At 68.8% G+C, this 13437-nt stretch carries 12 protein-coding genes and 1 pseudogene; 5 read left to right on the forward strand and 8 right to left on the reverse strand.

What is annotated here, in order from left to right; translation table 11 throughout:
- Window positions 1–7 precede the first annotated feature (7 nt).
- The 4 genes from rfbC to B5Y19_RS22490 all read left to right on the forward strand — a co-directional run bounded on the left by rfbC (window position 8) and on the right by B5Y19_RS22490 (window position 2661).
- Complete coding sequence (gene rfbC, locus B5Y19_RS22475; RefSeq protein ID WP_055726832.1) at window positions 8–565, forward strand: dTDP-4-dehydrorhamnose 3,5-epimerase; 558 nt, start codon at window positions 8–10, stop codon at window positions 563–565.
- 5 nt (window positions 566–570) lie between these two features.
- Window positions 571–1470 (forward strand): dTDP-4-dehydrorhamnose reductase, encoded by a 900-nt coding sequence (gene rfbD / locus B5Y19_RS22480; RefSeq protein WP_055726831.1) that lies wholly within the window; start codon window positions 571–573, stop codon window positions 1468–1470.
- Window positions 1467–2360, forward strand: coding sequence for a glucose-1-phosphate thymidylyltransferase RfbA (gene rfbA, locus B5Y19_RS22485; protein WP_055726830.1), 894 nt, complete (start codon window positions 1467–1469; stop codon window positions 2358–2360). The genes rfbD and rfbA overlap by 4 nt, the downstream gene beginning before the upstream one ends.
- 112 nt (window positions 2361–2472) lie before the next feature.
- Window positions 2473–2661 (forward strand): hypothetical protein, encoded by a 189-nt coding sequence (locus B5Y19_RS22490; RefSeq protein ID WP_055726829.1) that lies wholly within the window; start codon window positions 2473–2475, stop codon window positions 2659–2661.
- Window positions 2662–2713: 52 nt separating this feature from the next.
- On the opposite strand, the gene B5Y19_RS22495 is transcribed toward B5Y19_RS22490, so the two are convergent.
- The 4 genes from B5Y19_RS22495 to B5Y19_RS22510 form a co-directional block, all read right to left on the reverse strand.
- On the reverse strand, window positions 2714–4156 hold the full coding sequence (locus B5Y19_RS22495; protein WP_055726828.1) for an undecaprenyl-phosphate glucose phosphotransferase: 1443 nt from the start codon (window positions 4154–4156) through the stop codon (window positions 2714–2716).
- A 403-nt stretch (window positions 4157–4559) separates the two neighbouring features.
- Window positions 4560–6293 carry an L-arabinonate dehydratase gene (araD, locus tag B5Y19_RS22500; RefSeq protein WP_055726827.1) on the reverse strand — a complete coding sequence of 578 codons (1734 nt, stop codon included), beginning with the start codon at window positions 6291–6293 and terminating at the stop codon, window positions 4560–4562.
- Between the two features lie 174 nt (window positions 6294–6467).
- On the reverse strand, window positions 6468–7385 hold the full coding sequence (locus tag B5Y19_RS22505) for a dihydrodipicolinate synthase family protein (RefSeq protein ID WP_055726826.1): 918 nt from the start codon (window positions 7383–7385) through the stop codon (window positions 6468–6470).
- Complete coding sequence (locus B5Y19_RS22510) at window positions 7375–8076, reverse strand: GntR family transcriptional regulator (protein WP_055726851.1); 702 nt, start codon at window positions 8074–8076, stop codon at window positions 7375–7377. Before B5Y19_RS22510 ends, B5Y19_RS22505 begins: the two co-directional genes overlap by 11 nt.
- Window positions 8077–8397: 321 nt before the next feature.
- Here B5Y19_RS22510 and B5Y19_RS22515 point away from each other — a divergent pair.
- Window positions 8398–9413: pseudogene (locus B5Y19_RS22515) on the forward strand (DUF2891 domain-containing protein).
- Window positions 9414–9427: 14 nt separating this feature from the next.
- Here B5Y19_RS22515 and B5Y19_RS22520 read toward each other — a convergent pair.
- From B5Y19_RS22520 to osmF, 4 genes are read right to left on the reverse strand one after another with little or no spacing between them, the layout of a single operon-like run.
- On the reverse strand, window positions 9428–10153 hold the full coding sequence (locus B5Y19_RS22520; protein WP_244555690.1) for an ABC transporter permease: 726 nt from the start codon (window positions 10151–10153) through the stop codon (window positions 9428–9430).
- On the reverse strand, window positions 10150–11088 hold the full coding sequence (locus tag B5Y19_RS22525; RefSeq protein ID WP_055726824.1) for an ABC transporter ATP-binding protein: 939 nt from the start codon (window positions 11086–11088) through the stop codon (window positions 10150–10152). Before B5Y19_RS22525 ends, B5Y19_RS22520 begins: the two co-directional genes overlap by 4 nt.
- Entirely contained in the window at window positions 11085–12242 is a 1158-nt protein-coding gene (locus B5Y19_RS22530; RefSeq protein ID WP_055726823.1) for an ABC transporter permease, read from the reverse strand. The genes B5Y19_RS22525 and B5Y19_RS22530 overlap by 4 nt, the downstream gene beginning before the upstream one ends.
- Before the next feature lie 32 nt (window positions 12243–12274).
- A complete protein-coding gene (osmF, locus tag B5Y19_RS22535; RefSeq protein ID WP_055726822.1) occupies window positions 12275–13186 on the reverse strand; it encodes a glycine betaine ABC transporter substrate-binding protein OsmF in 912 nt (303 codons plus the stop codon).
- Window positions 13187–13437 lie beyond the last annotated feature (251 nt).

Genomic DNA, 13437 nt, shown 5'->3' on the forward strand with positions numbered 1-13437 from the left:
GACGGATATGCCGAGCATCGAAGATTGCGCAGTGCCGGATGTGAAGCTGATCACGCCGACGAGGCACGGCGATCATCGCGGCTTCTTCTCGGAGACCTGGAGCCGCGCCGCCTTCGCCGAGATCGGCGTCGACATCGATTTCGTGCAGGACAACCATTCGCTGTCGGCCACCGTCGGCACGCTGCGCGGCTTGCATTTCCAGTCGCCGCCCTGCGCGCAGGACAAGCTGGTCAGGGTGACGCGCGGGCGGATCCTCGACGTCGCCGTCGACATCCGGGCTTCGTCGCCGACCTTCGGCAAGCATGTCGCGGTGGAGCTTTCGGCCGAGAACTGGAGGCAATTGCTCGTTCCGGTCGGTTTTGCCCATGGCTTCGTCACACTCGAGCCCAATACCGAGGTGCAATACAAGGTGAGCGCGCCTTATTCGCCCGAGAACGACCATGGGCTCGCCTTCGACGATCCCGCGCTCGGGATCGACTGGGGCCTGCCGCTGGCGGGACTGACGCTCTCGGACAAGGACCGCAAGCATCCCCGGCTCGCCGAGATGCTGCGCTATTTCGATTGAGGCCTATGCGGATCACGGTGACGGGACAGACAGGCCAGGTGGTGCGTGCCCTGCTGGAGCGGGCGCCGGCTGGGGTCGATGTCATTGCCCTGGGGCGGCCGGTGCTCGACCTGGCGCAGCCGGGGACGATCGCGGCCGCGCTGGCGGGGAGCCGGCCGGACGTCATCGTCAACGCCGCCGCCTATACCGCCGTCGACCAGGCCGAGAGCGAGCCGGATCTCGCCATGCGGATCAACGGCGCTGGCGCCGGCGAGGTGGCGCGGGCTGCGGCGTCGCTCGGCGTGCCGGTGATCCAGCTCTCGACCGACTATGTCTTCGACGGCAGGCTCGACCGGCCCTATCGCGAGGATGATCCGGTCGCGCCGGGCTCGGCCTATGGGGCGAGCAAGCTCGCGGGCGAGCGCGCGGTCGCCGCGGCGACGCCGGATCATGCGATCCTGCGTACGGCCTGGGTCTACAGCCCCTTCGGCAAGAATTTCGTCCGCACCATGCTGAAGCTGGGCGAGACGCACGGGGAGGTCGGCGTCGTCGCCGACCAGATCGGCTGCCCGACCAGCGCGCTCGACATCGCCGATGCGGTCTTCGCCGTGGCGCGCAACCTGCGCGAACAACCGGAGCAGGCCTCGCTGCGCGGCATCTTCCACATGGCGGGGCAGGGCGAGGCGAGCTGGGCCGATCTCGCCGAGACGATCTTCACGGAGGCCGAAGCGCTGGGGCGCCGGCCCGTGCGGGTCCGCCACATCGCCACGGCGGATTATCCGACGCCGGCACGCCGGCCGGGCAATTCCCGGCTGGATTGCACCAAGCTCGGCGATCACCACGGTGTCACGCTGCCGGACTGGCGCCAGGCGGCAGCGGCCTGTGTCCGAAGGCTGCTCGCGGAAGAAACGGAGAAGGCGTCATGAAGGGCATCATCCTCGCGGGCGGCTCGGGCACGCGGCTTCACCCGATGACGCTGGCGATCTCGAAGCAGCTTCTGCCGGTCTACGACAAGCCGATGATCTATTACCCGCTCAACACGCTGATGCAGGCGGGCATCCGCGAGATCCTGATCATTTCGACCCCGCACGACCTGCCGCATTTCCAGCGCCTGCTCGGCGACGGGGCGGAATGGGGCCTGAAGCTGGCCTATGCGGAGCAGCCGCATCCGGGCGGGCTGGCGCAGGCCTATCTGATCGGGGCCGATTTCGTCGGCGGCGGGCCGTCGGCGCTGATTCTCGGCGACAATCTGTTCTACGGCCACAGCCTGACCGAGATGATGCAGGCCGCCGCCCAGCGCGAGCGCGGCGCGACGGTCTTCGCCTATCAGGTCCGCGATGCCGAGCGTTACGGCGTGGTTTCCTTCGATGCGAACGGCAAGGCGCTCTCGATCGAGGAGAAGCCGAAGGCGCCGAAGTCGAACTGGGCGGTGACCGGGCTCTATTTCTACGATGCGCAGGTGGTCGAGATCGCGGCCGGGCTCGAGCCCTCGGCGCGCGGCGAGCTCGAGATCACCGACGTCAACCGGGCCTATCTCGAACGCGGCGAATTGTCGGTGGAGCGAATGGGGCGCGGCTTCGCCTGGCTCGACACCGGCACGCCCGACAGCCTGCTCCAGGCCGCGGAGTTCGTCCGCACCCTCGAAAGCCGCCAGGATCTGCGGATCGCCTGTCCCGAGGAGACCGCCTGCCGCCAGGGCTGGATCAGCCCCGTGGCGCTCGGCGCGCTCGGCGAGACGCTCGCCAAGAGCGATTATGGCCGCTATCTCGTCCGGATCGCAGCCGAGCTGCAGGAGCAGGCAGGCGCGGCCGGTTGACGGACCGGCCGCGACACCGTCGCGCGCTGCAGATTCATCTTGCACTCCCGCCCGCTATCGCATTCGATCTCGTCTTCGCAGCGATGCGACACCAACCTTGCGGATGAGGTTCATGCGACCCGAGCGCAGGCATCATTATCAGATGCCGCTCCGCATCACCGGCCCGGTTCGCGCCCCGCGGGCGGCGAACGACAACAGGCCGGCGATCCCCGGGCGCGCGGCCGGCGCCGGCCGCCGCCGCGCCCTCGTGATCGCGGCCATCCTGACAGCCTTGGCTTTCGCCGCCAGCCTGCTGGTGTAGATCGGCCACGAGCTTCGCGGATGCGGCGGGCGCTCCCGCGTCGCGGGGCGGCTCAGCGTGCGTTCATGAAGGCGCGGGGGCTGAGAACGGTCCGCAACAGGATCCCGATATCGAGCCAGAACGACCAGTTCTCGATGTACCAGTGATCGCAGGCGATGCGCTGGGCCATCTTCTCGTCCGTATCGGTCTCGCCGCGCAGGCCGTTGACCTGGGCCCAGCCGGTGATCCCAGGCTTGACGTTGTGGCGGCGGGCGTAGTTGGCGATCCGGCGCTGGAAGGCGACGTCATGGGCAAGCGCGTGCGGACGCGGCCCGACCAGCGACATGTCGCCGGAGAGCACGTTGAGCAGCTGCGGCAGCTCGTCCAGGTTGAAGCGGCGCAGCACCCGTCCGATCCGGGTGATGCGCGGGTCGTCGCGCTTGGCCTGGACGATGACCGGACCGTCGTCGGTGCTGGTCATGGTGCGGAACTTGTAGATTCGGAAGGCCTGCTGGTTGAAACCATAGCGCCGCTGGCGGAATAGAACCGGCCCGGGCGAGTCGAGCCGGATCAGCGCTGCGATGGCGAGCAGCAGCGGCAGGGTCAGCACCAAAGCGCAGGTGGCGGCGGCGATGTCGAAGGCGCGCTTTGCCGTGACCTCAACCGGCGATAACGGCTGGCGGGTCAGGCGCAGGCTGGTGAGCGATCCGGTATGGACGATATGGGGCCGGTCGAAGCGCTCCATGATCGGCTCTGGCGCGAGATGGATCGCGACGGGCAGGTTGGTGAAGGCGTCGACGCAGGCATCGATGGTCGCCCGGTCGGACCAGGGCAGGGCGATGAAGACCGCGTCGGGCCGCTTCGTGCGGCAGCTCGACACCGCCACGGCGAGGTCTCCAGCCAGCGCCGCCTGGCTGCCTGGCCCCGCCGATTTCAGGAAGGCGACGTCGACGATGGCGACGCCAACCTGCCACGGCTTGTGCCGGCCGACGAAGTCCATCACATGGGCCTCCCGGCCGATCAGGAAGACCCGCTCGGCGGCGATCCGGCCGGTCCTGCTGCTGCTGACGACGAGGCGCACGATCAGCGAGCGCGACAAGGCGATCACCGGGATGCCGGTGAGATAGGTCGCGAGAATGACGGCGCGGGAGTAGTGGCCGGCGATCTTGGCGAGGAAGAGCAACACCAGGAACGCCACCATGGTGATGTTCCAGACCACGAAGGCCGAGGTCATCTGGCCGCGCAGTGTCAGGTAGTTCGTGATCTGGTAGCGCCCGCGCATCAGATTGATGAACACGAACAGCGTCGCGAGCATCATCGCGAGCTCCAGCGTCCGTCCCCGGGCGACGAAGGTGTCGTAGAAGGCAAAATTGTAGACGGTGGCCGCGAGATAGACGAGCGAGAAGACCATGAGGCCGTCGCTCGCTGCCATCAGCGGCGCCAGCCACTGCCGCCAGATTCCGGCGCGGCCATCGGATGCCGCCAGTGCCGCTCCGCTCAGATCGTTGACGCTCATTCTGCCCCAGCCTCATGAACAGGCCGCGGCCGGCGCGCGCTGCGCCAAACAGGCACAGCGGGCCGGCGCGGATCCGCCGTGGGCTGGAAATGGCAAGGCACGTGCCTTAGCCGTTCGCGCCAAATCGGTGCGGGGAAAGGGAAAATTCGCGTTTTCGGAAGCTCGTCGAGCGATGCGGGCTCGGCGGCGAACGGGGCGCTGTCCCATTGCGGGACAGCGCGGCGGAGACGGCACTCAGGCGGCTTCTCGCAACTTGGCGAAGGGGCTGGGCGAAGGGCTCAGGCGAAGCATCGCGGGCACGGCCGCGGCGGCGCTCTTCAGCGCCGCGTCACGGGGCGGCGCCATTGGCGAGGATCGCGCGATGGTCAGCGAGGGTGGGGTCGAGAGGAGGCCCCGCCTCGCATCAGTGGATCTCGGGTTCCGGCACCTTCGCCGTCCCCTCGAGATAATCGAAGTCGCAGCCCTTGTCGGCCTGGCGGATATGGGCCGCCGACATCTTGCCCCAGCCGCGCGGATAGTTGCGGTCCGGCGGCGTCCAGACCGCGAGGCGGGCGGCGATCTCGGCCTCGGTGAGATTGACCGAGATGCTACGCATCTCGACATCGACACTGATGATGTCGCCGGTCTGCACCGCCGCGAGCGGGCCCTTGATATAGGCTTCCGGCGCGACATGGAGGATGCAGGCGCCGTAGCTGGTGCCGGACATGCGGGCGTCCGAGATGCGCAGCATGTCGCGCACGCCCTGTTTCAAGAGCTTCTTCGGAATCGGCAGCATGCCCCATTCCGGCATGCCGGGGCCGCCGACCGGGCCGCAATTCTTGAGCACCATGATGTGGTCGGCGGTGACGTCGAGATTCTCGTCGTTCACGGCTTTCATCATCGCATCATAGTGCTCGAAGACCAGCGCCGGGCCGGAATGCCTGAGCAGGCGCGGCTCGGCGGCCGAGGGCTTGATGACGCAGCCATCGGGGGCGAGATTGCCCTTGAGCACGGCCAACCCATTGGCCGTGGAGACGGGCTTGTCGAGCGGGCGGATGACGTTGTCGTCATAGACCTGGGCAAGTGCGATGGTCTCGGCGATCGGCTTGCCGGTCACCGTCATCGCATCGGTGTGGAGCTTGCTCTGGAGCTGCTTCAGCAGGGCGGGCAGACCGCCGGCATAGAAGAAATCCTCCATCAGGAAATCGCCGGAGGGGCGCAGGTTCGCCACGACGGGCACGTTGCGCGAGAAGGCGTCGAAATCATCCGGCGTCAGCGGCACGCCGGCACGGCCGGCCATGGCGACGAGATGGATCATCGCATTGGTCGAGCCGGCGACGGCCATATGCACGGTCAGCGCGTTCTCGAAGCTCTTCCGGGTCAGGATCTGGTCGGGCGTCAGGTCTTCCCAGACCATCTCGACGATGCGCTTGCCGGCGGCGGCTGCCATGCGCGGATGGGCGGCGTCGGCGGCGGGGATCGCGGAAGCGCCGGGCAGGGTGAGGCCGAGCACTTCGGCGTGGCTCATCATCGTCGCGGCCGTGCCCATCACCATGCAGGTGCCGTAGGAACGGGCGATGCCGCTCTCCATGTCCTTCCACTGGCCCTCGGTGATGTTGCCGGCCTCCTTCTCGGCCCAGTATTTCCAGACATCGGCGCCGGAGCCGAGCACCTTGCCGGCCCAGTTGCCGCGCAGCATCGGCCCGGCCGGCACGAAGATGAAGGGCAGGCCGGCGCTGCAGGCGCCCATGATCAGCGCCGGCGTGGACTTGTCGCAGCCGCCGAGCAGCACCGCGCCGTCGAGCGGGTGGGAGCGGATCGATTCCTCGGTCTCCATCGCCAGGAAGTTGCGGTAGAGCATCGTCGTAGGCTTCTGATATTGCTCGGAAACCGACATCACGGGGATTTCGATCGGGAAGCCGCCGGCCGCCCAGACCGCGCGCTTCACGGCTTCCGCGCGGTCGCGCAGGTGGGTGTGGCAGGGGTTGATCTCGGACCAGGTATTGATGATGCCGATGACCGGCTTGCCCATGAACTCCTCATGGCCGAAGCCCATCTGCAGCGCCCGCGAGCGATGCCCGAAGGAGCGCAGGTCGTTCGCCCCGAACCAGCGCCAGCTGCGCAGGGTCTCGGGCGTCTTGCGGGGGCGGGCGGACATGGGCGTTTCCTCGGTGATGCTCTTTGTTGGCTCGATGGCTTGTCATTCCGGGGCGACCCGCAGGGTCGAACCCGGAACCCACGACTGGGTCAGACGGTGTCCGCCTGCTGTGAAGGGCTCACCCGGTCGTGGGTTCCGGGTTCATCGCTGCGCGATGCCCCGGAATGACAAAGGTTATTCCGCTGCCGCGCGCTGGCTAGCCCAGCTCGACACGATGCCGCGCAGCTCCGCCCGCTCGGCTTCGTTCAGCTCCGGCAGGCCGGGCAGGCGGACCGGGCCGACATCGGTGCCGAGGAGGCCGAGCGCCTCCTTCACCACGGTGACGTTGGCGCCGTTGCCGTATTTGGTGCGCAGCTTCTCGAAGCCGGCGATGGCGTCGACCTCGCGGCGGGCCGTGGCGTAGTCGCCAGCCTCCAGCGCGCGCCAGACCGCGAGCGAGCGCTCGGGCGCGACATTGATCAGTCCGGAGGTGAAGCCGCGGGCGCCGAGCGCATAGAAGGGCGCGGCCCAGCCCTCGGCGAGGCCGCAGATCCAGTTGGCCGAGGAGCCTTGCGTCTCGCGCACGCAATCGGCGAGCAGCATCATGTTGTTCGAAGCGAATTTCACGCCGGCGACGTTCGGGTGGGTCGCGACGCGGATCAGGTCCTTCACGCCGATCGCATCCGAGCGGATATAGGCGACGAGCGGGATCGGCAGCGCCTCGGCGATGGCGAGGATGTAGTCGGCCTGGGACTGCGGCGCGGCGAAGGGGTCGAGCGGGTGATGCACCATCGCGGCATCACAGCCGGCCTTGGCGGCGAGCTTTCCTGTCGCGACCGCCTCGCGCAGCGAACGGCCGATGCCGGCCGTGACCAGCGCCTTGCCGGCCGCGGCTTCCGCAGCGACGGCGTGGGAGCGCTCGACCTCGGCCGTCGTCATCGGGTAGAATTCGCCGGTATTGCCGGCCGAAACGATGTTGTGGATGCCCGCCTCGGCGATGCGCCGGACGATCCGGCCGGTCAGCGCCCAGTCGGCCTCGCCATCCGCCCTCCAGGCGGTGACATGGACGCCGGAAATGCCGCGCAGCGCGCTGCGCACCTTGTCATTCGTCATAGTCCAGTCCCTCCGCGTCCGCACCGAAGACCAGCCGCACATGGGCCTTGCCCGAGCGTACGATGTGGCGGCGCATCCTCAGTTCGGCGAGCGCGGGATCGCGCGCCCGGAGCGCCTCGTGGATGTCACGATGTTCCTCGAAGCCTCTCCGGCGTTCGTCGGCTTGCGAATGCAGGGCGATGCGCTGGGCATGGTCGTACATGCGCTGGCCGTCGAGGCGGCGCTCCAGATAGGTGCAGCCGGAGATGCGGTGGATCGCGCGGTGATAGGCCTCGTTCAGCGCGACGAGGTCTTCGAGATCGCCATGCTCGGTCGCCTGTTCCATCTCGGCGATCAGCCGGGCGAGCGCGTGCTCGTCGGCCTCGGTCAGGCGGTTGGCGGCGATATGGGCCATGACGCTTTCGAGCGCGGCGCGGCCGAGCGCCATCTCCAGCGCCTGCCGGGCCGAGAACTCGACGAAGACGCCGCGGCGCGCCTCGGTCCGGACCAGCCCTTCGCTCTCCAGCTTGCGGATCGCATCCTTCACCGGCGTCGTGCTGACGCCGAGCATCTCGGCGAGCTGGCGCTCGTTCAGTCGCTCGCCGTTGCGGAAGCGCCCGGCGACGATGGCGCGGCGCAGGCGCTCATGGACATGCTCGCGCAGGGAGCGCAGCAGGTCTGGGGCAACGGGTTCGACGACAGGTTGCAGCATCCGCTCTTCCAGGGCGGCGAAACGGAGCCGCAGAAGCGGGGTTCGCATCGCGCGGGTGAGTCTTCAAACAGCACAATCGGACGTCAGCGACAATCTGAAATTTCAGATTTCAGATATGCGGCCGGCATCTGCAGATCGAGGGCTTTCGCGGACCGTCCATTGATGGGCGCTTCATTCTGAGGAATGGCCGGAAGCTGCGTCCTGAAGGGGACCCGGGGCCCCGGGACACCGGCACCTCTGGCGCTCCGCCGCATGCCGACGCAATCTCCGTCGGGAGGGCCCGGCCGCATGCCGAGGCGCCGTGCCGATGGAGACGAAACGATGGATGCGCCCGTTCTGACCGAAGAGGCCGCGCAGCGCTTCGCCGGGATCGCGCTCGGCCATGTCCGCCGGGAATACCGAACAAGCCGGACCACGCGCTCGCCGGGCCTGAGGATGCGCGCACGCCCAGTGCGCTGCATCCGGTGTTCTACGGCAGCTATGACTGGCACTCCTGCGTGCACAGCTATTGGATGCTGGCCCGGCTGTTGCGGCGCTATCCGAGGATGGAGGCGGCGGCCGGCATCACGGCGCTGTTCGACGCGCAGCTCGTCCCGGAGAAGGTCGCGGTCGAATGCGCTTATCTGGCGCCGCCGACGGCGCGCGGCTTCAAGCGGCCCTATGGCTGGGGCTGGCTCCTGAAGCTCGCCGCCGAGCTGGGGCACCTCGACGACGGGCGCTGGGGCAGGGCGCTGGCGCCGCTCGCCGCGATCTTCGCCCAGCGCTTCCGCGATTTCCTGCCGATCGCGACCTATCCCGTCCGCGTCGGCACCCATTTCAACACCGCCTTCGGGCTGCGGATGGCTGCGGATTATGCTGACGCGACGGAGGATGGCGCCTTTCTCACATTGCTGCGCGAAACGGCATTGCGCTGGTACGGCGCCGATGTCGATTGCCCGGCCTGGGGCGAGCCGAGCGGCGACGATTTCCAGTCATCGGCGCTGATCGAGGCGGAATGCATGCGCCGCCTGCTGCCGCTGGAGCGGTTCCTGCCCTGGTTCGAGCGCTTCCTGCCGCGGATCGGGCAGGGCGAACCGGCCATCCTGTTCAAGCCAGCGACGGTGACCGACCGGACCGATGGCAAGATCGCGCATCTCGACGGGCTCAATCTCAGCCGGGCCTGGTGCTGGGGCGCGCTCGCCATGGCGCTGCCTGTGGGGGATGCGCGGCGCACCGTCATCGAAGCCGCGGCGCGGCGGCATCTCGAAGCCGGTCTGCCCCATATCGCCGGCGACTATATGGGCGAGCACTGGCTTGCGACCTTCGCCGTGCTCGCCATCGACGAGGGCCGCGCCTGAGCGGCCGTCGCGGCTCAGGCGGGTGTGCCGTCCGAGCCCAGCGCAAAGAGGCGGTCGATCAGCAAAGCGAGCGTCGCAACCAGGATTGCTCCCTGAACCACATAGGCCGTGTTCGAGCCTGAGAGCCCTTCGATGATCGGCGAGCCGAGCGAGAGGGCCCCCACCGTCGAACCCACCGTGGCGGTGCCGACATTGATGATGGCGGAGGTGCGGATGCCGGCGAGGATCACCGGCGCCGCCAGCGGCAATTCGATCTGGAGCAGACGGCGCAGCGGCGTGAAGCCCATGCCGTCAGCCGCCTCGAGGGTGCTCCGTTCCACGCCTTCCAGGCCGGTGACGGTGTTGGCGATGATCGGCAGCAACGCATAGACGAATAGGGCGACCAGCGTCGCGCCCGAGCCATAGCCGAGGACGGGCACCGTCAGGGCGAGCACGGCAACGGGCGGAAAGGTCTGTCCGATCGCAGCCGTGGCCGAGAGCAGCGGCAGGAGCCGTCGGCCGGCCTCGCGCGTCACGAAGATGCCGGCGCTCACGCCGACCAGGGCGGCGGCACCGGTCGCGCCGAGCACGAGCCGGATATGGGCAAGGGTGAGATCGAGGAAGCTCGCCCGCGTATAGAGCGGCCGGTCGAGGCTCGGAAACAGCGCGTGGAAGAGCAGCGCGCTCCGTGGCAGCAGCACGAGCAGCCCGGCGAGCAAGGCCGCCATGAGCAGGACCGGGCGAAGCGCGCGCAGCGTCATGCCGGGCGTCCCGGGTCGAGGTCCTCGAAGCCGATCCGGCCGATCCGGCGGCCGTCGGCCTCGCTGACATCGAGCGTGCGGTGACCGCTCGCGACCATATGGGCGAGGGCGGCCGAGAGCGTCGCGCCGGGGGCTATGCTGGCGCCAGCGGCTTCCGAAGCGACGGGCCGCATCACTTGCGCGACGGTCGCGCCGGCGAGGAGCTTCAAGATCGCTTCCTCGCCGCCGATGAAGTCGCGGACGCGGGCATTGGCGGGCCGGTGGACGATCGCCGCCGGCGTGCCGTCCTGCGCGATCCGGCCTTCCTCGAGCATGATGATGCGCTCACCGAGCTTCAGCGCTTCCTCGATGTCGTGCGTGACGAGCACGATTGTCTTGCCCGTCGCCTTGTGGATCGCTTTCAGCTCGTCCTGGAGGCCGTGGCGTGTCACCGGGTCGAGCGCCCCGAACGGCTCGTCCATCAGCAGGATCGGCGGATCGGCGGCCAGCGCCCGCGCCACGCCGACGCGCTGCTGCTGCCCGCCGGACAATTCGCTCGGGCGCCGGCGCGCGAGCCCGTCGGCCTGCAGGCCGACCATGGCGAGCAGGGCTGCGACCCGCTCCGCCACCCTGGCTTTCGGCCAGCCGAGCAGCCGGGGCACGGTCGCGATGTTGTCGAAGACGCTCCAATGCGGGAAGAGCCCGCCGGCCTGGATGACATAGCCGATGCCGCGCCGCAGGATCGCGGGATCGCCGTCGCGCACATCGCGGCCATTGACCGTGATGCGGCCCTCATCGGCCGGGATCAGCGCGTTCATCATCCGCAGCGTCGTCGACTTGCCGCAGCCCGAGGGCCCGACGATGACGTTGAAGGAGCCGTCGGTCAGGGCGAGGTCGAGCCTGTCGACGACGCGCCTGCCGCCATAGAGCTTGCTGACGCCGGCCAGGGTGATCATCGTTGCGGCTCCCCATTTGCGGCCAGGACGGAGAAGGCCGTATCGCAGGCCAGCGCGAGCAGGATCGTCGGGATGACGCCGAGCAGGACGAGATCGAGCGCGTTCTGCCCCAGCCCCTGGAAGACGAAGGCGCCGAACCCGCCGGCCCCGATCAGCGCCGCGACGACGGCAAGCCCGATGGTCTGGATGATGACGACCCTGAGACCGGCGAGGATGACGGGGAAGGCGAGCGGAAGCGACACCTGCAGCAGGATCTGGCCGGGGCGCATGCCGCTGCCCAGAGCGGCGTCGATGGTCGCGGCCGGGACGGCGTCGAGGCCCGTGACCGTGTTGCGGACCAGCGGCAGCAGCGCGTAGCAGACGAGCGCGATCAGGGCCGGCGCCGTGCCGATGCCGGCGATGCCGAGGGTCCTGAGCCAGGGAAAAGCCTCCGCCAGCGAGGAGAGCGGGCCGATCATCAGGCCGAAGAGCGCGATCGAGGGCACGGTCTGGACGATGTTGAGGACCGCGAAGAGCCGTGCCCGGAAGCGGGGATGCCGCGTCGCCCAGATGCCGAGCGGTACTCCGAGCGAGGCAGCGATCAGCGCCGTCGCCGCGACCAGGAAGACATGCCGCTGCAGGGCTGCGGCGAACACGTCCGAGCGCGCCCGGTATTCGCGCGCCAGCGAGAGCGCATCGAACCATCCGAGCATAGCCATGCCGACGACAGGGGCGAAGACGACGACGGCGAGCAGCAGCCGCGCCCGCGTCGAAAGCCCGGCCTGCTGCGCCAGGTCGACGAAGGCGAGGGCGAGGGCGGCCAGGATCAGCCAGAAGGCCGGCCCCAGCGAGGTCCGGGCGGCCGGGACATCCGGATTCGCCAATGCGACCGAACCCGTCGCAGCCGCCGCAAGGATCAGGAGCAGCGTCGCGAACAGGGCCGATCCGGTGACGAGGCCGGTTTTCCGGCCCGACTGCAGAAAGGCCGTCGCGAGCAGGCCGACGGCGAGGATCGCGAGCGCGACGGCCTGCGCCGGGCTCGCGACGGCCCATAGCGGCAGCGGCTGGCCGGGGACGATCCGGTTCGGCGCATGCGACAGGAAGCCGAGGCTCCAGACGGCCAGCATCGCGATGCCGGTCAGGACCGGCAGCACCCAGTTCCGCACGCGCAACATCGCGCCGCGCCTGCTGTCGATCCGTGCGGCGGTTATTTCAGCAGGCCCTTTTCCTTGAGATAGGCTTCGGCGACGGCCTTGGCGCTGACGCCGTCGACCGCGATCCTGGCGTTCAGGCGCTGCAGGGTCTCCAGCGTGAGCGACTCGAAGACCGGGGCTAGCAGCGCGGCGATGCGGGGATGCCGGTCCAGCGCCTCCTGTCGTATGACCGGAGAGGGCTGATAGACCGGCTGCACGCCCTTGCTGTCGGCGAGCACGACCAGCCCGAGCGCGGCGAGCTGCCCATCCGTGCCATAGGCCATCGCGGCATTGACGCCGGAGGTGCCGGAGGCCGCGGCCTGTTCGGTCGCGGCGGTGTCGCCGCCCGACAGAACGAGCAGCTGGTCGCCGCTCAGCTTGAAGCCATAGGCCGTCTGAAAGGCGGGCAGCGCGGCCGGGCTTTCGACGAATTCGGCCGAGCCGGCGAGCTTGACCTTGCCGCCGCCCGAAACCCATTTGCCGAAATCCTCGAGCGAGGCGAGCTTCTGCCCCGTCGCGAGATCGCGCCGGACCGCGATGGCCCAGGTGTTGTTGGCCGGCGCCCGCTGCAGCCAGACGAGCTTGTTCGCTTCGTCCAGCTTCCTGGCCTTCTCATAGGCCGCATCCGCCGATTTCCAGGCCGGGTCCTTCTCCTGGTTGAAGAAGAAGGCGGCGTTGCCGGTGTATTCGGGATAGAGGTCGATTTCCCCCGCCAGGATCGCCGTACGGACGATCTTGGTCGGCCCCAGCGAAACCTTGTCCTCCACCGGAATGTCGTTGGCCTTCAGCACGAGGACGATCATCGAGCCGAGGAGCGCGCCCTCGGTGTCGATCTTCGAACCGACCTTGACGGCCGTCTGGGCCGCCACCGGGGCGGCCGCCAGCAGGCCGGACAAAACCAGACCGGCCGCGATCAGCTTCTTCATCTCAGACCCTCCCCTTGGCTCCGCTTGCCGACGTCGCAAGCCGCCCTGCGCCACAGCAACGTGCCCGGCCGTAAGAGGTTCAACCGAAGCGCCAGGCCGAAACGTGAATCCCAGCAGATGTGCAGCAGGCCGGATGCGAGGCTAGGCCATCGTCAGGTCTCCCGTAAACCAGCCCGGAGCATCCGGGCCGGTCCGCGCCGGTCCACGGCCCATCCAAGCCTCCGGTGGTGTCAGGGCATGTCCGGAGCGGC

The sequence above is a fragment of the Allobosea thiooxidans genome (assembly GCF_900168195.1).
In the GTDB taxonomy this organism is placed as follows: Bacteria; Pseudomonadota; Alphaproteobacteria; order Rhizobiales; family Beijerinckiaceae; genus Allobosea; species Allobosea thiooxidans.

Excerpts from the sequence above, each read along its gene's own strand:
- B5Y19_RS22525 (WP_055726824.1), bottom strand. The coding sequence starts at position 11,088 with ATGATCACCCTGGCCGGCGTCAGCAAGCTCTATGGCGGCAGGCGCGTC.
- osmF (WP_055726822.1), bottom strand. The coding sequence starts at position 13,186 with ATGAAGAAGCTGATCGCGGCCGGTCTGGTTTTGTCCGGCCTGCTGGCG.
- B5Y19_RS22505 (WP_055726826.1), bottom strand. The coding sequence starts at position 7,385 with ATGACGAATGACAAGGTGCGCAGCGCGCTGCGCGGCATTTCCGGCGTC.
- B5Y19_RS22495 (WP_055726828.1), bottom strand. The coding sequence starts at position 4,156 with ATGAGCGTCAACGATCTGAGCGGAGCGGCACTGGCGGCATCCGATGGC.
- rfbA (WP_055726830.1), top strand. The coding sequence starts at position 1,467 with ATGAAGGGCATCATCCTCGCGGGCGGCTCGGGCACGCGGCTTCACCCG.
- B5Y19_RS22530 (WP_055726823.1), bottom strand. The coding sequence starts at position 12,242 with ATGTTGCGCGTGCGGAACTGGGTGCTGCCGGTCCTGACCGGCATCGCG.
- rfbC (WP_055726832.1), top strand. The coding sequence starts at position 8 with ATGCCGAGCATCGAAGATTGCGCAGTGCCGGATGTGAAGCTGATCACG.
- B5Y19_RS22510 (WP_055726851.1), bottom strand. The coding sequence starts at position 8,076 with ATGCTGCAACCTGTCGTCGAACCCGTTGCCCCAGACCTGCTGCGCTCC.
- araD (WP_055726827.1), bottom strand. The coding sequence starts at position 6,293 with ATGTCCGCCCGCCCCCGCAAGACGCCCGAGACCCTGCGCAGCTGGCGC.
- B5Y19_RS22490 (WP_055726829.1), top strand. The coding sequence starts at position 2,473 with ATGCGACCCGAGCGCAGGCATCATTATCAGATGCCGCTCCGCATCACC.
- B5Y19_RS22520 (WP_244555690.1), bottom strand. The coding sequence starts at position 10,153 with ATGACGCTGCGCGCGCTTCGCCCGGTCCTGCTCATGGCGGCCTTGCTC.
- rfbD (WP_055726831.1), top strand. The coding sequence starts at position 571 with ATGCGGATCACGGTGACGGGACAGACAGGCCAGGTGGTGCGTGCCCTG.